Annotated in this window: 16 protein-coding genes; 10 read left to right on the top strand and 6 right to left on the bottom strand. The window is 66.9% G+C overall.

Features of this window, described 5'->3' with window-relative positions:
• Positions 1-24 precede the first annotated feature (24 nt).
• The 3 genes from JOF48_RS04440 to tmk are packed head-to-tail and all read right to left on the bottom strand — an operon-like array spanning position 25 to position 3,439.
• Positions 25-1,581 carry an alpha/beta hydrolase gene (locus JOF48_RS04440; protein ID WP_209677656.1) on the bottom strand — a complete coding sequence of 519 codons (1,557 nt, stop codon included), beginning with the start codon at positions 1,579-1,581 and terminating at the stop codon, positions 25-27.
• 17 nt (positions 1,582-1,598) lie between these two features.
• The gene (locus JOF48_RS04435) at positions 1,599-2,768 is read right to left on the bottom strand and encodes a DNA polymerase III subunit delta' (RefSeq protein ID WP_209677655.1); all 1,170 of its coding nucleotides are present in this window, start codon (positions 2,766-2,768) and stop codon (positions 1,599-1,601) included.
• On the bottom strand, positions 2,765-3,439 hold the full coding sequence (gene tmk, locus JOF48_RS04430; protein WP_209677653.1) for a dTMP kinase: 675 nt from the start codon (positions 3,437-3,439) through the stop codon (positions 2,765-2,767). The genes JOF48_RS04435 and tmk overlap by 4 nt, the downstream gene beginning before the upstream one ends.
• Before the next feature lie 138 nt (positions 3,440-3,577).
• Here tmk and JOF48_RS04425 point away from each other — a divergent pair, with 138 nt between their 5' ends.
• Both JOF48_RS04425 and JOF48_RS04420 read left to right on the top strand, forming a co-directional pair.
• The gene (locus tag JOF48_RS04425) at positions 3,578-4,774 is read left to right on the top strand and encodes a trans-sulfuration enzyme family protein (RefSeq protein WP_209677650.1); all 1,197 of its coding nucleotides are present in this window, start codon (positions 3,578-3,580) and stop codon (positions 4,772-4,774) included.
• A gap of 95 nt (positions 4,775-4,869) precedes the next feature.
• On the top strand, positions 4,870-5,229 hold the full coding sequence (locus tag JOF48_RS04420; protein WP_342591152.1) for a DUF2516 family protein: 360 nt from the start codon (positions 4,870-4,872) through the stop codon (positions 5,227-5,229).
• A gap of 488 nt (positions 5,230-5,717) precedes the next feature.
• On the opposite strand, the gene JOF48_RS04415 is transcribed toward JOF48_RS04420, so the two are convergent.
• Positions 5,718-6,551, bottom strand: a complete 834-nt coding sequence (locus JOF48_RS04415; protein ID WP_209677648.1) for a class I SAM-dependent methyltransferase — start codon at positions 6,549-6,551, stop codon at positions 5,718-5,720.
• 211 nt (positions 6,552-6,762) lie between these two features.
• Here JOF48_RS04415 and JOF48_RS04410 point away from each other — a divergent pair, with 211 nt between their 5' ends.
• The gene (locus JOF48_RS04410; protein ID WP_209677646.1) at positions 6,763-7,509 is read left to right on the top strand and encodes a phosphoglyceromutase; all 747 of its coding nucleotides are present in this window, start codon (positions 6,763-6,765) and stop codon (positions 7,507-7,509) included.
• A gap of 222 nt (positions 7,510-7,731) precedes the next feature.
• Here the strand turns inward: JOF48_RS04410 and phoU are convergent, their stop codons facing one another.
• On the bottom strand, positions 7,732-8,394 hold the full coding sequence (gene phoU, locus JOF48_RS04405) for a phosphate signaling complex protein PhoU (RefSeq protein WP_209677644.1): 663 nt from the start codon (positions 8,392-8,394) through the stop codon (positions 7,732-7,734).
• Between the two features lie 171 nt (positions 8,395-8,565).
• Here phoU and JOF48_RS04400 point away from each other — a divergent pair, with 171 nt between their 5' ends.
• The 3 genes from JOF48_RS04400 (at position 8,566) to JOF48_RS04390 (ending at position 15,383) form a co-directional block, all read left to right on the top strand.
• On the top strand, positions 8,566-9,801 hold the full coding sequence (locus JOF48_RS04400; protein ID WP_209677642.1) for a sensor histidine kinase: 1,236 nt from the start codon (positions 8,566-8,568) through the stop codon (positions 9,799-9,801).
• Between the two features lie 18 nt (positions 9,802-9,819).
• Complete coding sequence (locus JOF48_RS04395; protein ID WP_203312309.1) at positions 9,820-10,500, top strand: response regulator transcription factor; 681 nt, start codon at positions 9,820-9,822, stop codon at positions 10,498-10,500.
• 287 nt (positions 10,501-10,787) lie between these two features.
• Entirely contained in the window at positions 10,788-15,383 is a 4,596-nt protein-coding gene (locus tag JOF48_RS04390; protein ID WP_209677640.1) for a beta-galactosidase, read from the top strand.
• Positions 15,384-15,848: 465 nt separating this feature from the next.
• Here JOF48_RS04390 and JOF48_RS04385 read toward each other — a convergent pair whose 3' ends face one another.
• The gene (locus JOF48_RS04385; protein WP_209677638.1) at positions 15,849-16,319 is read right to left on the bottom strand and encodes a hypothetical protein; all 471 of its coding nucleotides are present in this window, start codon (positions 16,317-16,319) and stop codon (positions 15,849-15,851) included.
• Between the two features lie 320 nt (positions 16,320-16,639).
• On the opposite strand from JOF48_RS04385, the gene JOF48_RS04380 reads away from it, so the two are divergent.
• The 4 genes from JOF48_RS04380 to cysS all read left to right on the top strand — a co-directional run bounded on the left by JOF48_RS04380 (position 16,640) and on the right by cysS (position 20,091).
• On the top strand, positions 16,640-17,122 hold the full coding sequence (locus JOF48_RS04380; protein WP_209677636.1) for a CarD family transcriptional regulator: 483 nt from the start codon (positions 16,640-16,642) through the stop codon (positions 17,120-17,122).
• Between the two features lie 208 nt (positions 17,123-17,330).
• Positions 17,331-18,110, top strand: coding sequence for a 2-C-methyl-D-erythritol 4-phosphate cytidylyltransferase (ispD, locus tag JOF48_RS04375; protein ID WP_209677634.1), 780 nt, complete (start codon positions 17,331-17,333; stop codon positions 18,108-18,110).
• A 2-nt stretch (positions 18,111-18,112) separates the two neighbouring features.
• Positions 18,113-18,649 carry a 2-C-methyl-D-erythritol 2,4-cyclodiphosphate synthase gene (gene ispF, locus JOF48_RS04370; protein WP_209684126.1) on the top strand — a complete coding sequence of 179 codons (537 nt, stop codon included), beginning with the start codon at positions 18,113-18,115 and terminating at the stop codon, positions 18,647-18,649.
• On the top strand, positions 18,646-20,091 hold the full coding sequence (gene cysS, locus JOF48_RS04365) for a cysteine--tRNA ligase (protein ID WP_209677631.1): 1,446 nt from the start codon (positions 18,646-18,648) through the stop codon (positions 20,089-20,091). Before ispF ends, cysS begins: the two co-directional genes overlap by 4 nt.
• Positions 20,092-20,280: the final 189 nt, after the last annotated feature.

Here is a 20,280-nt window from a genome sequence, read left to right as displayed (position 1 = left end):
GCCAGCGATCCTCCCGCCCCGGGGTCAGCAGCGCGTGCCGGAGGCCGGCACCTTCCCGTCCACAAAGTAGTCGTCAACAACGTTCGTCAGGCAGTCGTTGGCACGGCCGTAGGCGGTGTGGCCTTCGCCCTCCCACGTCACCAGCACGCCGGATTCCAGCTGGGAGGCCATGGCCTCGGCCCACTTGTAGGGGGTGGCCGGATCCCCGGTGGTGCCCACCACCAGGATCGGCCCGGCCCCGGGGGCGGTGATGGGCGCCGGCGTGCCTGTGGCCGGATACGGCCAGTACTTGCAGGACAGCCCGGAATAGGCGAGCAGTTCACCAAACGTGGGTGCCGCCTTCTTCAGCAGGGCGGCCTGCTCCCGCATGTGCGTGAGGTCCCAGTTCATGGGGTAGTCAAGGCAGTTGATCGCTGTGAAAGCGGCGGAAGTGTTCGAGTTGTAGTTTCCGTCCGAATCACGGTCCGCCGAGAAGTCGGCGAGCATCAGCATGCCCGAGGCGTCGCCGGCGAAGGCCTGGGCCAGGGCGCCGGACAGGGGCTCCCACAGGTCCGTGGAGTACATGGTGAAGGCGATGGCGTTCATGAACTCCGATCCCGTCACCACCCGCCCGGACGGGGTCTGCTGCGGGGTGGCCGTGTACACGGCGTTTAGTTTCCGGATCTGCTCCATGGCGTTGTCAACGGTGCCGGACACGGGGCAGTCCGCCCCGGTGAGGCAGTTCGCGGCCCACGCGCGCAGCGCATTTTCAAAGCCCACGGCCTGGCCCATCGAGACGGCGTCGATGTCCAGCGCCGGATCAAGGGCGCCGTCCAGGGAGAACTTGCCCACCCGGTCCGGGAACAGTCCCGCGTAGGTGGCGCCGAGCTTGGTGCCGTAGGAGAATCCCATGTAGTTCAGCTTGGGATCGCCCGCCACGGCCCGCAGGATGTCCATGTCCCGTGCGGAGCTGACGGTGTCGATGAACGGCAGGTCGGGCCCGGAATTCTTCTTGCACAGTTCAGTCTGCGCCTTCGTCTCGGCCTCGCCCGCGGCAAAGCCGGCGTCGGTGGAGAGGTCGTAGTCCACCTGGCGGGCGGCATCCATCTGCGCGTTGTCCAGGCATTTCACCGGCGCCGAGCGCTGCACCCCGCGCGGGTCAAAGCCCACCACGTCGTAGGCGCCGCGCAGCTTGGCCGAGAAGTACGACTTCCCGCCGTCCTTCACCATGTTCACGCCCGAACCTCCCGGCCCGCCCGGGTTGACCAGCATGGCCCCGAGCCGCTTGCCGGTGGCCGGCAGCCGGATGACGGACAACGCCATGGAGTCCTTCTTCGGCTTGTCATAGTTCAGCGGCACCTTCACCTCGGCGCACTGGAACCCGCCGTTGCAGGCAGTCCAGGTCACCGCCTGGGTGTAAAAATCCGCCAGCGCGGCCGGCACGTCGCCCACAATCTCAGGCCCGGCGGAGGTCTGCTGCGTCGCCGCGGGCTTCTCCGGCGCCAGCACCGAGCACGAGCTCAGCAGCAGCCCAAGGACCGCGGCGGCGGCGGTGAGGGGCAGGCGGAGGCGGGGTCGCCGTCGGACGGGTGCGGCAGTCATGGGGAATCCTTCACGGGTTAGAGCAGGCTGACTGCCATGGCCTCAAGGGCCAGCAGCGGGGCGACATTGGTGGTGGTGAGGCGGCGCCGGACGGCGTTGACCGAATCCATGCGCGCCAAGGTGGTTTCAGGGCGCGAGCGTGCGGCAAAATCGGTGAGCATGGCGCGCAGCGGCTCGTTGACAAGGTCTGCCGGTGATTGCCCGACGCCGGACCCTCCTGCGGTGTCCAGCTGCAGCACCAGCACATCCCGGTAGAAGGAGAGGAGGTCGGTGAGGGCCCGGTCGAGGTGGTCGGTCACCGAGCGCTTGGCCCGGCGCTTCTGGTCCTCCTCGAGGGCCCGGACCTGCGACCGCATGGGGGGCGGCAGCGTCCCGGTCTCCGGTGCGCCCAGGGACCGCAGCAGCGCAGCCTTCTCAACGGCGTCGCGCTCTTCATTGGAGGAGGCGGCCTCAGCCTGGGCCAACTCCAGCAGGGAGGCCGCGGCCATGACGGCGGTGCTGACGTCGCGCAGGTTCAACGGCAGGCGGACGGTGGCGTCGCGGCGTTCGCGGGCCCCGGCGTCCGTGGCCAGGCGGCGGGCGATCCCGATGTGGCTCTGGGCGGCGCGGGCTGCGGTGAGGGCCAGCTCCGGCTCGATGCCGTCGCGGCGGACCAGCAGCGCGGCCACGTCCTCGACGGGGGGCAGGCGCAGCGTCAGGGTGCGGCAGCGGGAGCGGATCGTGACCAGGACGTCTGCCGGGCTGGGGGCGCACAGGATCCAGATGGTGCGCGGCGGCGGCTCCTCGATGGCCTTGAGCAGCACGTTGGTGGTGCGCTCGGCCATGCGGTCTGCGTCGCCCACGATCATGACGCGCCACCGGGCGGAGGACGGGCTGTCGTGGGCCTTGCGGACCAGCTCGCGTGCTTCCTCGATGGTGATCGTGGTTTTTTCGGTGGCGATGAACGTGACGTCGGCGTTGGTGCCGCTCATGGTGGTGTGGCAAGCCTTGCAGATGCCGCAGCCGCGCGCCTGCAGCTGTTCCTGTTCGCAGACCAGGGCTGCAGCGAAGGCGAGGGCCGCGTTGGAGCGGCCGGAGCCGGGCGGGCCGGTCAGCAGCCACGCGTGGGTGGGGTTGCTGGACTGGGCGGCACGGCGCAGCTGCGCCACCACGGAGTCCTGCCCCTGGAGGTCGACCCAGACGCTCATGCGGAGCCCGCGGCGGTTGCGCCGTGGCCGGCCAGCAGGGCCTTGACGCGGGCCTCGATGGCAGCGGCAAGCTCGGCCACGGAGGCGGACGCCGGCAGCACCAGGTACTTGTCCGGGTGGGCGGAGGAACGGGCCAGGAAGGCCTCGCGGATGGCGGCGTGGAAGGAGTCGGGCTCGGATTCCAGCCGGTCCTCCGCGGCGTCCCCGGCGGTGCGGCGGTCGCGGCCGGACTCGGGGGAGACGTCCAGCAGGACGGTCAGGTCGGGCCACAGCCCGCTCGTGGCCCAGTTGTTGAGTGCCACGATGGCGTCCGTGCCGAGCCCGCGCCCGGCACCCTGGTAGGCGATGGAGGAATCGGCGTAGCGGTCGCTGATGACAATGTCGCCGCGCGCAATGGCGGGGGCGATGACCTGGGTGGCGTGTGCGGCGCGGGCGGCGGCAAAGATGAGCGCCTCGGTCTTCGCATCAATCTCGCCCTGGCCGTGGTCGAGGACCAGCGAGCGCAGTTTTTCGCCCACCGGTGTCCCGCCCGGTTCACGGGTCCGCACGACTGTTTGGCCGGCGTCGGACATGGCCTTGGCCAGCAGCAGCGCCTGGGTGGATTTTCCCGCACCGTCGCCGCCCTCGAAGGCAATAAAAAGGCCCGGCTTCGGGGCAGAGTATTCAGTCACGCCATAAGCCTACCGGCCCAAACTGAAAGCATCCTTGGGCCGTGGCGGAGTTGTCCACAATTACGTGTTATCCACAATGTTGAGCGCAAATGTCACATTGCGCGGGGGCGGCGGCGCGGGCGGTCTACGCTGGAAGCTATGACGTACCAGCCTTCCGCACACCCAGACCAGCTCAGCCCCGACACCGTTGTAGTGGCGGCCGGGCGGCCCGCCCGCGGGCACGACGCACCGGTCAACCCTCCCATCGTGCTCTCCTCCACCTATGTGGGGACCGGGCAGGTGGTGGACGGCGACCGCGCGTACGGGCGCTACTCCAACCCCACGTGGGACCCGCTGGAAGACGCCATTGCGCAGCTCGAAGGCGCCACGGAGCCGGCCCTGGTCTTCGGCTCCGGCCTGGCCGCAGTCTCCGCCGCGCTCTCCCTGATTCCCGTGGGCGGGGTGCTGGTCATGCCCTCCCACTCTTACCAGGGCGCGCTGGTCATGGCACAGGAGCAGTCAGCCAAGGGGCTGTTCACGCTGCGCACCGTGGACGTTGCCAACAATGACGAGGTCATCGCCGCCCTCACCGGTGCCGGGGAGAAGGCCGCGGACATGCTGTGGCTGGAGAGCCCCACCAACCCCATGCTGGAGGTGGCCGACATGGCCGTGCTCTGCCGGTCCGCCCACGCCGTCGGCGCCCTCGTCGTCACCGACAACACCTTCTCCACTCCGCTCGTGCAGCAGCCGCTGGCACTGGGCTCGGACGTCGTGCTGCACTCCGTCACAAAGTACCTGGCCGGGCACTCCGACGTCATCCTTGGCGCCCTCGCCACCTCCAATGCCGACTTGCGCCACACCCTCCTGCACCACCGCTCCATCCACGGCGCCATCGCGGGCCCGTTTGAGGCCTGGCTGGCCCTGCGCGGCATGCGCACACTGGCACTGCGGGTGGAGCGCTCGCAGGCAAGCGCGCTGGACCTGGCCCACCGGTTGGACATGCACGACGGCGTTTCCCGGGTTTTGTTCCCCGGTCTGCCTTCCGACCCGGGCCACGTCCGCGCCAAGGCACAGATGAGCGGCTTCGGTTCCATCCTCTGCATTGAGGTGGCCGGCGGCCAGGAAGCGGCGGACGCCGTGGTGTCCGCGCTGAAGGTCTGGACGCCGGCAACATCGCTGGGCGGGGTGGAATCCCTCATTGAACGCCGCCGCCGCCACGCCAATGAGCCGGCCACGGTCCCCGCCAGCCTGCTGCGGCTGAGCGTGGGCATTGAAAACGTCGAGGACCTCTGGGCCGACCTGAACCAGGCGCTGTCGCAGGCTGCCCGAGGGGGCCTGGCCGCCCCGGCACAGTAGCGTCCCGGGCGGTACCGCCGACGGAACGGTGGCGCCCAGCGCAATCCCAGCCGAAGCCCTGCCGAATTGCAGGCGCGCCACTGTAAGCTTGGATTGTGGCTATCTACTTGAATTTCTTCCAGTTCTTTGTCCTCGGTGCCCTCGGCTTGCTGGCACTGGGAATTCAGGTGTGGGCACTGGTTGACTGCCTGCGCACGCCGTCCGCCGATTTTGAGCGCGTCTACAAGAAGACCAAGACTTTTTGGACGGCCATCACAGCAGGCGCCGTGTTCTTCGGCTTCCTCTATGCAGTGGTTCCGCTGATGGCCCTCATGGTGCCCTCCATGGGAATGGGCATGATCCTGTCCCTGGCCGGGGCCACCGCAGCAGGCGTCTACCTGGCCGACGTCCGACCCGCCCTCGCAGAGGTCCGCGGCCGGGGCAGGGGACACCAAAACCGCGGCTCCTCCTGGTAGCAGCCGGCACCGCCCGCCGGCATGCAGCCCTGCCCGCCGCAGACATGGGAGAACTTATGCGCATGACTGGGCTTGAGTTGTGCGTATGAGTGCCCAGGCGCATGACTGGGCCTGAGCCATGCGTATACGTTCGGTGGCTGGCCCACTTGATTGCCCCACCAGCAGGGCGCAGCGGCTGAATTTCTTCGCTGCCTGCCAATACTCACCACGCCTGCGCGCGGTTTTTCTTGAATCGTGCGCCGCTCTTGGAGTTGCGCACGATTCGAATTTAACCGTGCGCAGGCGCCGTGAAGCTCGACGGCGTCCGGCCCGCCCAGGTGCGTTGGCCGCCGTCGGGCTTTAAAAATCCACGCAGAGTGCACTGTTCTGCGCAGAGCCAGGCCGCGGCCCGACGCATGACACTGTCCTGCGTCGGGCCAGCATCAAACTTTGCGCAGAACAGCACGCTTGCGCCACTGGCACCGGGTGGTGCTGCAGCGCGCGGCGCCTTAAACCGCCACGGGGGCGGCGGCCGACGCGGGCGGCACATAAACCGCGGCCGGATCCACCGCGGCCCAGTCGACCGTCAACTCTCCCAGACGCCAACGTGCCGGTGAACGCACAACCGGCCATCCGGCGTCGTGCATGTCCTGGCACATGCGCAGCCAGCGCTGCCGGTTCCCAAACGGGGCCAGCGAAGCCGCAGCCAGCCAGCATTTGTCCAGCGCCTGCAGGAAGCCGTGGATGTTTTCGCCGGGCAGGTTGTGGTGGATGAGCGCCTTGGGGAGGCGTTCGGCGATGTCGGAGGGCAGCTCGAAGCCGCCGAAGCGCATGGAGATGGTCAGCGACTGCGGGCCGGCGGCGTCCAGGGCGACCCAGGTGCTGCGGCGGCCGATCTCATCGCAGGTCCCGTCCACGAAGATGCCGTGCGGGGAGAGGCGGGCGCAGACGGTGTCCCAGATGAGGCGGACGTCGGCTTCGTCGTACTGGCGCAGCACGTTGAAGGCGCGGACCATGGTGGCCTGGCCGGGGATGGGGATTTCAAAGCCGCCCACGCAGAAGTCCAGGCCGTCGTGCTCCAGGGGCTTGGCGATGCGGACGCGCTCGGGTTCAATCTCGATGCCGGTCACGTGGGCGTCGGGGCAGACGGCGTGGATGCGGGAGTACAGTTCAACGGCCGTTGCGGGGGAGCCGCCGTAGCCAAGGTCCACCACCAGGGGGCTGCTCTCGCAGCGCAGGCGCCACGCCTCGGGGCCCGCGAGCCAGCGGTCCACGCGGCGCAGGCGGTTGGGATTGGTGGTGCCGCGGGTGGCGTTGCCAAACGGCTTGTTGCGTTGCCGCACGGCCCGTTTTGAGGGGTCGGCGGAGGGGCTGCCTACTCTTTGCGCACGTTGAACCACCTGTAAATTTTATTTTGTGCCTGCGGACCGTCTCGCCAAAACGGGCCCCTGCAGGCTGTGCGACCGGACACATTTTCCGCAGGCAATGCCCCCGGCGACGTAGCAAGCGCGTAGTATTTCCGGGCCGCACAACCCTGCCCGGTAGGATGGCAGCATGACCTATACGCTGATTTTGCTTCGACATGGCCACAGTGAGTGGAACGCCAAGAACCTGTTCACCGGTTGGGTGGACGTTGACCTGAACGACCAGGGCCGCACCGAGGCCGTCCGCGGCGGCGAGCTGCTCGTGGAGAACAACCTCCTCCCCGACATCCTCTACACCTCGCGCCTCAAGCGTGCCATCAACACCGCCAACCTGGCCCTGGAAAAGGCCGACCGCGGCTGGATCGACGTCAAGCGCGACTGGCGCCTGAACGAGCGCCACTACGGTGCGCTGCAGGGCAAGGACAAGGCCCAGACGCTCGCCGAGTTCGGCGAAGAGCAGTTCATGGAATGGCGCCGCAGCTACGACACCCCGCCGCCCGCGCTCTCTGACGACAGCGAGTTCTCGCAGGCACACGACCCCCGCTATGCAGACCTCGGCGACGCCCTGCCGCGCACCGAGTGCCTCAAGGACGTCCTGGTCCGCCTGCTCCCGTACTGGGAATCGGACATCAAGGAAGACCTCAAGGCCGGCAAGACGGTCCTGGTCACGGCCCACGGCAACTCGCTGCGCGCCCTCGTCAAGCACCTCGACGGCATCTCCGACGACGCCATCGCCTCCCTGAACATCCCCACCGGCATCCCGCTCGTCTACGAACTGGATGAAAACTTCGCCCCCATCACCCCCGGCGGCAAGTACCTGGACCCGGAAGCCGCAGCCGCCTCCATCCAGGCCGTGGCAAACCAGGGCAAGAAGTAAGGCAAGCAGCAACACTGCCTTAAATTACGACGGCGGCCGGTGACCTTTCGCGCGAAAGGTCACCGGCCGCCGTCGAACGTTAAGCGCCGCCCCGGCGGGCCAACGCGCGGCGGCACACAAAAATGATCCCGATCCTGCCAAATGACCCCGATATTCCGGGATCATTTGGCGGGATCGGGATCATTTTTCACTGGGCAAATGCACAGCTGGGCAAAACAGGAACTAGCCGGCGAGAAAGTCCTCGGGCTGCCATTCGCCGGTGACCAGGTAGGAGACCTTGCGGGCCACGGAGACGCCGTGGTCGCCGAAGCGCTCGAAGTACCGGCTGGCCAGCGTCACATCCACCGTGGTGGCGGCCGTTTCCTGCCATTCGGGTGCAGCCATGGTGGAGAACACCGTCTTGTGCAGCGCATTGATCTGGCTCTTTGCCGCGGAGATGTCGGCGACCAGTTCCAGGTCGCGGCTGTCCAGCAGCTCCGTGACCTTTTCAGCAATGTGGATGTCCAGGCGCGCCAGCTCCGCGAACGTCTCCGTCAGCGGTGCCGGGATCACATGGTTGGGGTAGCGCAGGCGGGTCAGCTGGCCGATGTGGCGGGCGAGGTCGCCCATCCGCTCCAGGGAGGCGCTCATCCGCAGCGAACCCACGATCATGCGCAGGTCGCTCGCCACGGGCCCCTGCAGCGCAAGCACGTCAATGGCGCGCTCGTCGAGGTCGTTCTGCAAAAAGTCGATGCGGGCGTCGGCGGCGATGACTTCCTGGGCCAGCTGGAGGTCCGCAGAGGCAAAAGCCGTGGTGGCCTTGATGACGGCCTCGCCCACCAGTGAGGAGATCTCGATGAGCCCTTCGCCGATCTGGTGAAGCTCGGCCTGGAAAACTTTACGCACGCGTGTGTCCTTTCAAGGGGCAGAGAGTTGTGCCCATATGTGGCTATTAGCATGCCATCCCAAGGTGAACTGCGCGGCACCGCAAAGTGAACGTTTGTTGAACGGGCCGTGCAACGGACCGGTTTTGCCGAATTCGCCGTGCCCACAGCATAGGCTTGAGGCGTGGATCCCATGGTTGTAGGACTGTTTGCCGGGCTCATAGGCCTGGCCTTGGGCATCTTCGGCATGTTCGCGTTCAGTCTCAGTGAACGCTCGCGCCGCTTTCCGGTGCACATTGACGAGCCCACCCTGCCCGACGGGGCCGCCGAAGTCCTCTCCGTCGTCGGCAAGGCGTACATCGTGATCGACACCGTCGACGGCGTGGTCCGGGCCAGCCCCGCCGCCTACGCCTTCGGCCTGGTGCGCGGCCACACCGTGGTCCACCAGGAACTGGTCAGGCTTGCCCAGCGGGTCCGGCGCGACGGCGTCATCGAGGAGGCGGACCTCATCCTCCCGCGCGTCGTCCTCTCCAGTGCCGCGTCCCCAAGTTCGACGGCGCCCGGCCCGCCTTCGGAGGCGGCCCCGGCCGGCGGTCCCGGACAGGGCACCCTGGTCATCCAGGTCCGGGTGGCCCCCCTGGGGGAGGAATACATCCTCCTGCTGGCCGACGACCGCACCGAGATCGCCCGCACGGAGGCCGTCCGCAACGACTTCGTCGCCAACGTCTCCCATGAACTGAAGACCCCCGTCGGTGCCATTTCCCTTCTGGCCGAGGCGCTGGAGTCCGCCCCGGAGGACCAGGCCACGGTCAAGCGCTTTGCCTCCCGGATGATGACGGAATCGGCCCGGCTCGCGGCGCTGGTCCAGGACATCATCGAGCTCTCCCGGCTGCAGGGCAAGGACGTGGCGCAAGTGGCCACCGAGGTGGACATCAACGAGGTCATCGCCGAGGCTGTGGACCGCACCCGGATGCCGGCCCAGAGCAAGAACATCACGCTGGCCGTCGGCGCCGCGCTGCCGGCCGCCGTCTACGGCGACCAGTCCCAGCTGGTGACCGCCCTGCGCAACCTGATCGACAACGCGGTGCGCTACTCGCCCGACAACACCCAGGTGGGGATCGGGCTCTCGGTCGAGGGCGGCGTCGTGTCCGTCAGCGTTTCCGACCAGGGCGACGGCCTCACCCCCGCCGAGCAGGACCGTGTGTTCGAACGCTTCTACCGGGTCGATGCCGCCCGCTCCCGCCACACCGGCGGCACGGGCCTGGGCCTGAGCATCGTCAAGCACATCGTGGGCAACCACGGCGGCGAGGTGACACTGTGGTCTGCGCCAAAGATGGGGTCCACGTTCACCGTGCGCCTGCCTCAACTTTCCAATCCAACGTCCGACGCCGGCACGCACCACAGCGCCGGCCGGCACCCCAATCTTTAACAAAGGAGCGCAACGAGCGTGAGCAGAATCTTGATAGTTGAGGATGAGGAATCCATCAGCGACCCGCTGTCCTTCCTGCTGGGCAAGGAGGGCTACGACGTCCAGGTGGCCGACAACGGCCTGGACGCCCTGGTTGAATTTGAGCGCAGCGGCGCCGACCTGGTGCTGCTGGACCTGCAGTTGCCCGGCATGAGCGGGACCGAGGTGTGCAAGCACCTGCGCCAGCGATCCAGCGTCCCGATCATCATGCTCACGGCCAAGGACTCGGAGATCGACAAGGTCGTTGGCCTGGAGCTCGGCGCGGACGACTACGTCACCAAGCCGTACTCATCGCGGGAGCTGATCGCGCGGATCCGCGCCGTGCTGCGCCGCCAGGCCGAGCCCGAGGAGCTGCTGAACTCCACCGTCCAGGCCGGCCCCGTCCGGATGGACGTGGAGCGGCACGTGGTGAACGTGCACGGGGAGTCGGTCAGCTTCCCGCTGAAGGAATTCGAGCTGCTTGAGATGCTGCTGCGCAATGCCGGCAAGGTGCTCACGCGCGGGCAGCTGATCGACAGGGTCTGGGGATCGGACTATGTGGGCGACACCAAGACGCTCGACGTCCACATCAAGCGGCTGCGCAGCAAGATCGAACCCGACCCCGCGGCGCCCAAGTTCCTGGTCACCGTCCGCGGACTGGGCTACAAGTTTGAGCCCTGACAGGCCCCTTGCCACCTTTGGGGGCTTTTCGGCAGGCGCCCTGCCATCGCCGGGCGCCTGCCGAAAGACGGCCTTTCAGCTTTCGGGCGTTCCCGCCGATGCCCGGCGAACGCGGCGCCTGCCCCAAAACGGTGCCGGTCCAGGCTGTTGGCCATTCGGCTAGATTGTTCGTAATTTCGGGTAATTTGTTCAAATTTGCTTGCCTGAGTGTGCTTCACGTCATACGGTGTGATGGATAACATCACGCGCGGACCATGCGGTCCCGCCAGATTTGAAGGACTTGACCCATGGTTGTGTTTTCGTCCCGACCCCCAAGGCAGCGCCACGGCGTGAAGGCTGCCGCCATCATGGCCACTGCTGCCATGGGCCTGATGAGCATCTCCGCTCCCGCCTTCGCAACCGACGCCAACGCCGGAGCCGCGCCCAGTGCCACGGAAGCCGTGGCCGGAACGGCGGCGTCCGGCAACAAGGTCCTCTTTCCCGGCAATGACGGCCGGGCCCACACCGTCACCCATGACTCCAAGTCGTTCATGGTTGACGGGGAACGCCTCAACGTCTGGTCCGGCGAGTTCCATTATTGGCGCCTGCCCAGCCCGGACGACTGGCGTGACACCTTCCAAAAAATGCGGGCCAGCGGATTCAACGCCGTCTCGCTGTACTTCTTCTGGGGCCTGCACTCCACCGAGCCCGGCCAGTTCGATTTCACCGGCATCAAGGACCTTGACCTCCTCCTGACCATGGCCGAGGAGGAGGGCCTGTACGTCATCGCCCGCCCCGGCCCCTACGTCAACGCGGAAATTTCCATGGGCGGCCTCCCCGCCTACCTCACGAAGAACGGCTCGCACTCGCTGCGCAGCACCGACCCGGAAGCGCTGCGGGAGTCCCTTGACTGGATCAACGCCTTTAACAAGATCGCACTCAAGCACCAGGTCACCGACGGCGGCGGATCGATCGTCATGTACCAGGCCGAAAATGAACTCCTCAATGAAGGAGGCGACCGCCCGGCCTTCATGAAGGCGCTCGTGGACAAGATCAAGGGAGACGGCATCACCGTCCCCGTCTTCCACAACGACTACAGCATGAACGGCGCCTACGTCCCCGGATCCGGAACGGCCGGCGGCAACGTTGGCCTGGACTTCTACGCCTTTGACCAGTATCCGCTGGGCTTCACGTGTTCGGCGGGCCGCGGCCAGATCCCCGACATGGAGCAGCGTTTCCGCGCCATGACGGCCACGAGCCCCATGTTCATTGCAGAAGGGCAGGGTGGCGCGTTCACCCCGTGGGGCGCCAACTTCAACACCGACCGGTGTGCCGAATTTGTGGACCCGGCCTTCACCCGCCAGTACGGGGTGAACAACCTCAACAACGGCATCAACATGTTCAACTACTACATGCAGTACGGCGGCACCAACTGGGGCTGGACCGGTTCGCCGTCGTCCGGCTTCACGTCCTATGACTACGGTGCAGCCATCAACGAGGACCGCCAGCTGACCCCCAAAGCCACTGTCCAAAAGGAACTCGGCTACTTCCAGCGCGACTTCGACCCGATCTCCAACATGGTCCCGCAAAACGGCGCCCCCGTGGACGGCGGCAACGGCAGCGTCAAGTCCTACCAGCGCATCGCCTCGGAAGGCCAGGCGGAAAACTCGGTCACCGGCAACGGCGCACGCTACCTCGGCTTCCGCCAGTCGGACAGCAACAGCACCGCCGAGGCCCAGTTCACGGTCCCGCTGACGCTCGGCGCCGCCGAGGAAGTCGTCGAGGCAAGCTACACCAGCGATGACCGCGACACCGGCGCCATCACCTTCACCGGCAACTGGGGCAAGTCCAACGGGGAGGCCTGGGCCGCCGGCAACTACAAGGGCACGGAAACCTTCAGCGACAAGGCAGGGGACTCTGTCGAGTACAAGTTCACCGGCGCCGGCATCCGCGTCATCGCGGCCCAGTCCGTCAACCACGGCTACGGCGACGTCTACATCGACGGCGTCAAGGTGGGCCAGACCAACACCTACCGCGGCCAGAACGCCAACTTCCAGTACGTCGCCTTCCAGCAGGACGGCCTGGACCCCGCCGTTGAGCACACCATCAAGATCGTCGTCACCGGCCAGAAGGATGCCGCCAGCTCTGGCACCTTCGTCACCATCGACGCCTTCGACGTGATCGCCTCCCCGGACCAGGCCGCCACGGTGAAGCTCGACGACGTCGACCCCGCCATCCGCTACTCCGAGGCCAACGGCGCGTCCCAATGGGAGCATGCCAGCGGCAAGGTGTGGACGGCCAACGACTACAAGGGCACCCAGACCTTCAGCAACGTCAAGGGCGCCTTCTACGAATACACCTTCCGTGCCGCCGAGGTCCGCCTGATCACCCCGCAGGCCACCAACCACGCCAAGGCGGACGTCTACATTGACGGCGTCCTGGCCGGCCAGACCAACTCCTATGTGAACAACCCCAACGGCCAGTCCGGCTTCACGGCCTTCGAAAAGACGGGCCTGGATCCCAGCGCCGACCACACCATCAAGGTCGTCAACACCGGCGAAAAGGGCGACCCGGCAGCCGACGGCACCTTCATCGGCCTCGACGCCATTGAAACCTCCGGACCGGATACCGGCACCGAGGCCCCCGCGGACGCCGTCAGCTTTGACCGCATCCCGCAGAAGGCCGGCACCTTCCTGAAGCTGCACGGCCGCGACGCCGCCATGGTCGTCGCCGACTGGGCCTTCGACGGGCAGAAAATGCTCTACAGCACCTCCGAAATCTTCACCAGGATGCCCTTCGCGGACGGCACGCTGCTGGCCCTGAACGGTGCCAGGGACGACGGCGGCGAGACAGTTCTCCAGTACGCCTCGGAACCGCAGGTGGCCGCCTTGGGCGGCGCTCCGGTGGAGTCAACCTGGGATGCTGAAAAGAAGACCCTGCGCCTGAACTACGTCCACGGCGCCGGCACCACGGTGAAGATCACCGGCGGCGGCGCCCCCGACCTGCTCATCCTGACCACCGACCGCACCGCCACGTCCCAGCAGTGGACGCTGGAGGGCCTCGTGAAGGGCACGCAGGAGAACAAGACCGTCATGGTCACCGGCACCGACCTGGTCCGCTCGGCCGAGTTCGACGGCGACACCGTCCACCTCACCGGCGACTCCAAGTCCGCCCGCACCATCGGCATTTACGCACCCGCCGGCATCACCAAGGCCACCTGGAACGGCACGGCCCTGGCCACCACGGCAGGCACCAACGGCCAACTCGAGGCAACGCTCGAAGGCCCCGCGGCAGCCGCCCTGCCGGCCCTCACCGAATGGAAGGTCTCCGGCGAGAACCCGGAGTCCGCCGTCGACTTTGACGACTCCGCCTGGCTGGAGGCAACCGCCACCACGGCCGCCAACACCCGCCAGGGCCCCGGCCCCAACCAGGGCAAGGTCCTGGACACCGCGTTCTACGGCTTCTACGAGGGCGACACCTGGTACCGCGCGCACTTCACAGCGGCATCGGACGCCACCAGCATCCAGCTGCGCGGCCAGGGCGGCAACGGCGCCAACATGCTCGTCTGGGTCAACGGCACCTTCGCCGGCGCCGCAGCGGCCAACGGCGGCATGGCGACCATCCAGGTCCCGGCCGGCGTCATCAAGGCCGGCCAGGAAACGGTGGTCTCGGCAGTGGTGCGCAACCACGGCCAAAACCTGGACTGGAGCGACGACGGACTGTCCCGCCAGAACCGCGGCTTGTTCGACGCCGTCCTGCCCAGCAGCGGCGCCGTGACGTGGAAGCTGCAGGGCGCCAAGGACAAGGCGGCGCCCGTCGACACCGACCGCACCATGTACAACACCGGCGGCCTCTACGGCGAACGCGCCGGCTGGTACCTGCCCGGCTACCCGGACAGCGCCTGGGCCGGCACCACCATGTTCAAGCCCGCCAAGGCCGGCGTCACGTGGTACCGCACCAGCTTCGACCTCGCCGTCCCGGCCGGCACGGACACCGCCGTCGGCCTGAAAATCAACGACGCCAAGTTCGAGAACGGGCGCAAGTCCTTCGCCCGCGCCGTCATCTACGTCAACGGCTGGAACACCGGCACCTGGGTCGGCAACGTCGGCCCGCAGAGCACCTTCACCATCCCCAGCGGCTTCCTGAACAAGTCCGGCACCAACACGCTCGCCATCGCCCTCACCACCGAGCGCGACGGCGAGGGCCCGGACTCCTTCACCCTCGTGGACCGCGGCACCAGCCTCGGCGGCGTGCCCACCACGCTGAACGCGGCCCCGTCGTACACGCTGCCGGAGGTTTCGGCAGCGCCTGACAAGGAGAAGTACGACGCCGGCACGCCCGTTGCCATCAGCGGCACCTCCGCGCTGGCTGCCATCGGGGACGGTGCGCTCACCAATGCAGTCGTCGACTTCGGCGACGGCGGCGAAGCTGTCACGGTTCCCGTGAAGGGCGGCGCGTTCACGGCAAGCCGTGCGATTGCCGCCGACGGCAGCTACACAGCCAAGGTCTCCATCAAGGATGCGGTGTCGGGTGCGGTCCTGGGCAGCACGGAGCTGGCCGTCACGGTCGGCGCGCCGGAAGCGGCCGAGCCGGCCTTCACCCCCGAACCGGCTGCCAAGGCGGACCTGATGAAGGGGAGCCAGGTCGACCTGGGGCTGGGCAAGAACAAGTTCCCGCGCGGCACCAGCGAGGTGGCCCTGGCGAACCTGGCTGCCGGCGAATGGTTCTACGTGTACCTCAACGACGCCGGGCTCGGCTGGCACAAGGCCCTGGCGGATGGAACCGTCACGGTCTCGACCCCGGCGGACACCAAGCCGGGAGACAACAAGGTTGCCGTGTTTGCCGGGGACGGCACCCTGCATGGCTGGGAGGCACTGAAGATCACAGGTCCGCCGGCGAAGTAGCCCCGACCTGCGAAAGCAGCACCGAGCTACAAAGCAGCACCGACCGAGAAAGCAGCACCGACCTGCGAAAGCTGCACCGACCAACGGCGGGATGCCGGCGCAAGCCAGCCTCCCGCCGTCGGCCCAAACGGTGCCTGCCCCAGCCATACCCGACGCTGTCGCACCATTGACCGCTTTTTCCCCGACGCCAGCGCAGCAATGGTCGGTGTTTCTTTGACGCCAGCGCAGCAGTGGTCAACTTTTTCCTGACGCGGGAGCAGTCCGTGGAAACCCGGTGGCTTTGTGCCCGGCGCGCTCAGGACTCCGTTCCACACAAGGTCACCGCCGGAACCGCAGCGGCCACGGCAAAGCCAGGCAACGCCGTCGGGACACGGCAGGAACAACAAAAGCGGGGCCGGTTGCCATCATGGCAACCGGCCCCGCTTGTGTGCTGCTGGAGCGAAGCTCTGTAAAACCAGCCGAACCTTACGGGGTGGACTCCGTTGCGGCCGCGGTGGGAACCAGTGCCTTGTACTCTGCCAGGGTGCCGTCGAGGACGGGGACCTTCAGGGTTTCGGTTTCACCGGCGGAGGATGACAGCTCGAGGGTCTCGATGGCGCCGGGTGCCTCGGCCGTGGTGCTGAGGGTTGCGCGGTTGGCCTTGGCATCCACAACGGTGGGCGCGCCTGGTGTGACGGTGATTTCAGTCGAAGCGCCCTGTGCGCCGCTGACGGTCAGTGTGATGTCGCTGTCGGACGTGTTGTAGAAGGTCCCAATGACGTTGCCGGGTTCGCCGGCAGCTTCGGAGATGATCAAGACGTTGCGCAGTTCCAGCGGACCCATGTTCAGGTTGACACCGTCGGAAACAGTGACCTCCATGGTGGTGCTTTGTTGGTTGATTGCACTGCAACCGGTGAACGCCATGGCACCAATGCCGATGGCTGCAATCAGGCTCAAGCGTTGCGCTCGTTTGGTACCGCGAATGCCGGCAGCGATTCTCACGTCAGTAACTCCTCATGGAAAAGACAAAATATCTTTGTCCAGCTTATCCGCAATTGCCCAAAATGTACTCTTCGGGACTCCGGCAGCTGCGTCAGGGGCGACGGGACCAGGCCCTCGGATGCATCCCGGCGGGAAATAGTCAAGGGTCGGGAAATCTCCAAATGTTGGAGGAATTGCGCCGCAAGCGTAGCTCCGGCGGGGCCTGACCTGCGGAAACTCAAGGGAGTGACTGGTTAACCGTGGTAAACTAGGGGCATTGGAAAGGGAGAATCCACATGCTTTTTGAGGTTGGCGAGACAGTAGTTTATCCACACCACGGTGCAGCAAAGATCGAGGAGATCAAGACGCGCACCATTCGGGGTGAAGAGAAGATCTATCTCAAGCTGAAGGTTGCCCAGGGGGATCTGACGATTGAAGTTCCTGCGGAGAACGTGGACCTTGTTGGGGTGCGCGACGTAGTTGGCAAGGAAGGGTTGGAGCACGTTTTTGAAGTGCTCCGTGCTGAGTTTACGGAGGAACCCACCAACTGGTCCCGCCGTTACAAGGCCAACCTGGAGAAGCTTGCCTCCGGCGATGTCATCAAGGTTGCAGAAGTTGTGCGCGACCTGTGGCGCCGTGACAACGACCGCGGCTTGTCGGCCGGCGAGAAGCGAATGCTCGCCAAGGCCCGCCAGATCCTGATTTCGGAACTGGCCCTGGCTGAAAAGACTGACGAAGACAAGGCCGCCGAGGTCCTCGACGAGGTTCTCGCGTCATAGCCTGACCGGCATTTGCCGTACGAACTGGCCCCTGCACCCACGGTGCGGGGGCTTTTTCATGCCCGCGCCCACCAACCCTCTCGCAGCATTGGCTGGTTTTGCCTCATCGCCATCGCAGCAACGGCAATGGCTGATTTCTATTGGACCTCATCGCAGCGCCCGGCTTCCTCCACGGCCAATTCTGCGCGGGCGGACTAATGTAGGAACCATGAGTGAGGTAGACAACGGCAGCTGCGCCGTGGTGATTGTTGCAGCAGGGTCCGGCCAGCGCCTGGGCCACGGGGTCCCCAAGGCTCGCGTTCCACTGGGCCGGGAACCCCTGCTGGCGCATGCCGTCAAGGGCGTCCTCAAGGCAGGCATCGCCGCGCAGATTTGCGTTGCCATCCCCGCCGACGACGCCGAGCTGGCCGAGATCTGCCGCGGCCTGGGCGCCGAGGCCGCCACTGCCGGCGTGAAGTTCACCGTGGTCGACGGCGGTGCGGACCGGTCCGCCTCCGTTGCCGCAGCGCTGGCCGAGGTCGCGGACGGCACCACCACCGTCATGGTCCACGACGCTGCCCGGCCCCTTACGCCGTCGGGCGTCTTCAACCGCGTGGCCGCAGCCCTGCGCGACGGTGCCACCGCCGTCATCCCGGCCCTCGCCGTCACCGACACCATCAAGACCGTCCAGCCCGCCAACCTGCCCCGCACCGGCGCCGGGCTGGAAAAAGTTGTCGGCACCCCGTCCCGCGACCAACTGCGCGCGGTGCAGACTCCCCAGGGCTTTGACCTGGCCACCCTGCGCCGCGCCCATGAGAATGCCCTGACGTTCGACGCCGAGACCGCCTCGCGCATCACCGACGACGCCATGCTGGTGGAAGCGTTGGGAGACGAGGTTTACGTGGTGCAGGGATCCACCCACAGCTTCAAGGTCACCACGCCCATGGACCTGCTGCTGGCCGAGGCCATGCTGGAGGGCCCGCTGCGCCCGCGCTGGGTGGAGGGGTGAGCATGTTCCTGCCCCGCACCGGCATCGGCATCGACATCCATGCCTTCGCGCCCGACGATGCCCCGGCCCCGCTGTGGCTTGCCGGCCTCTTGTGGGAGGGCGAGCGCGGCCTCAGCGGCCACTCCGACGGCGACGCCGTGGCCCACGCGGCTGCCGACGCCCTGTTTTCCGCGGCCGGGGTGGGCGACCTCGGCACGCATTTCGGCACCGACCGGCCCGAATATGCCGGCGCCTCCGGCGTCCGCCTTCTCACCGAGGCCGCACGCATCGTGCGTGATGCCGGCTTTGAGATTGGCAACATTGCCGTACAGTTCATCGGCAACCGGCCCAAGTTCAGCCCGCGCCGCGCGGAAGCCGAAGCCGTCCTGACAGAGGCCGCAGGGGCCCCCGTGTCGGTGAGCGCCACGACGTCGGACGGCCTGGGATTCCCCGGCCGCAACGAAGGCATCACCGCCATGGCCACCGCATTGGTGGTCCAACGCACCCAACCTGAATCCACACACCCCGAATCGACCCGACGGGATACCCTAGAGCCGTGACCCTGCGCTTCCATGACTCCGCCACCGCCGCCACCCGCGACTTCACCCCCCTCAAAGACGGGCAGGTTTCGCTGTATTACTGCGGCGCCACCGTCCAGGGCGAGCCGCACATCGGCCACGTCCGCTCCGCCCTCGCCTTCGACCAGCTGACCCGCTGGCTACAGGTAAGCGGCTACGACGTCACGGTGGTCCGCAATGTGACCGACATCGACGACAAAATCCTGGTCAAGGCCGAGGAAAACACCGAGCCCTGGTGGGCCCTGGCCTACCGTTTCGAGCAGGCTTTCGAGGACGCCTACGATTCGCTCGGCATCCTCAAGCCCACCTACGAGCCCCGCGCCACCGGCCACATCCCGGAGATGCACGAGCTCATCGCCACCTTGATCGAGCGCGGCCACGCCTACCCCGCGCTGGATGACTCCGGCGACGTCTACTTCGACGTCCGCTCCTGGCCGCAGTATGGCTCGCTGACGCACCAGAACATTGATGACATGCAGGCCGCGCCCGACGCCGACCCCCGGGGCAAGCGCGATCCCCGCGACTTCGCGCTGTGGAAGGGCCACAAGGAGGGCGAGCCTGAGACCGCCAAGTGGGCTTCCCCGTGGGGCGCCGGCCGCCCCGGCTGGCACCTTGAGTGCTCCGCCATGGTCACCAAATACCTCGGCACCGAGTTCGACATCCACGGCGGCGGGCTGGACCTGCGCTTCCCGCACCACGAAAACGAGATGGCCCAGTCGCAGGCCGCCGGGCACGGCTTCGCCAACTTCTGGATGCACAACGGCATGGTCACCTATGAAGGTGAAAAAATGTCCAAGTCCATCGGCAACACCATCAACCCGCGCGAAATGCTCGAACTCGCCCGGCCGCTCGTGGTCCGCTACTACCTGGGCCAGGCACACTACCGCTCCGTCCTGGACTACCGGCCGGGCTCGCTCACGGAGGCCGCGGCCGCCGTCGAACGCATTGAAACCTTCCTTGATGCGGCGACGCCGTTCCTGGCGCCGCAGGAACAGCACGGAAGGCTGCGGGACCTGGGGGCGCTCTCGTCTCGCTCCGCGATTCCGGCCAAGTTCCGGGAGGCGATGGATGAGGATCTGAACATCCCCGCCGCCCTGGCAGTGCTCCACGAAACGGTCCGTGCCGGCAACTCCGCGATCGCCGCCGGAGACGGCAAGGCTGTGGCGAAGGCTGTGGCGGCCGTCATGGGCATGACGGATGCGCTGGGCATCAACCCGCTCGATCCGCAGTGGCAGCAGGGGAGCGGTTCCGAAGCCGAGCTGGGCGCCCTGGACGTGCTCGTCAGGGCCCAGTTGGAAGCCCGCGCGCAGGCAAGGACGGAAAAGAACTGGGCGGAGTCGGACAGGATCCGTGACCTGCTGGGCGCTGCCGGCGTCGAGGTGGCCGACACAGCCAACGGCGCCACCTGGTCCCTGAAGAAATAGCCCCACCCGCCCTCACCCCGCACCCGACGCTGTCGCACCATTGGTCGCCTTTTCCTCGACGCCCTCGCAGCAATGACCACTTTTTCACCAACGCCGTCGCACTCCGTCTCGGGCAGTGCGACGGCGCTGAATGGAATCCAGCCATTGCTGCGACAGCGATCCCGAAAAACCAGCCATTGCTGCGACAGC

The organism is Arthrobacter stackebrandtii, assembly GCF_017876675.1.
Taxonomy (GTDB): Bacteria; Actinomycetota; Actinomycetes; order Actinomycetales; family Micrococcaceae; genus Specibacter; species Specibacter stackebrandtii.
This window is presented reverse-complemented; position numbering and strand designations above follow the sequence as displayed.

Bases quoted from the DNA above. Each gene is read 5' to 3' on its own strand.
- JOF48_RS04440 (WP_209677656.1), bottom strand. From the start codon at position 1,581: ATGACTGCCGCACCCGTCCGACGGCGACCCCGCCTCCGCCTGCCCCTC.
- JOF48_RS04425 (WP_209677650.1), top strand. From the start codon at position 3,578: ATGACGTACCAGCCTTCCGCACACCCAGACCAGCTCAGCCCCGACACC.
- JOF48_RS04400 (WP_209677642.1), top strand. From the start codon at position 8,566: ATGGTTGTAGGACTGTTTGCCGGGCTCATAGGCCTGGCCTTGGGCATC.
- ispD (WP_209677634.1), top strand. From the start codon at position 17,331: ATGAGTGAGGTAGACAACGGCAGCTGCGCCGTGGTGATTGTTGCAGCA.
- JOF48_RS04390 (WP_209677640.1), top strand. From the start codon at position 10,788: ATGGTTGTGTTTTCGTCCCGACCCCCAAGGCAGCGCCACGGCGTGAAG.
- JOF48_RS04410 (WP_209677646.1), top strand. From the start codon at position 6,763: ATGACCTATACGCTGATTTTGCTTCGACATGGCCACAGTGAGTGGAAC.
- ispF (WP_209684126.1), top strand. From the start codon at position 18,113: ATGTTCCTGCCCCGCACCGGCATCGGCATCGACATCCATGCCTTCGCG.
- JOF48_RS04380 (WP_209677636.1), top strand. From the start codon at position 16,640: ATGCTTTTTGAGGTTGGCGAGACAGTAGTTTATCCACACCACGGTGCA.
- JOF48_RS04435 (WP_209677655.1), bottom strand. From the start codon at position 2,768: ATGAGCGTCTGGGTCGACCTCCAGGGGCAGGACTCCGTGGTGGCGCAG.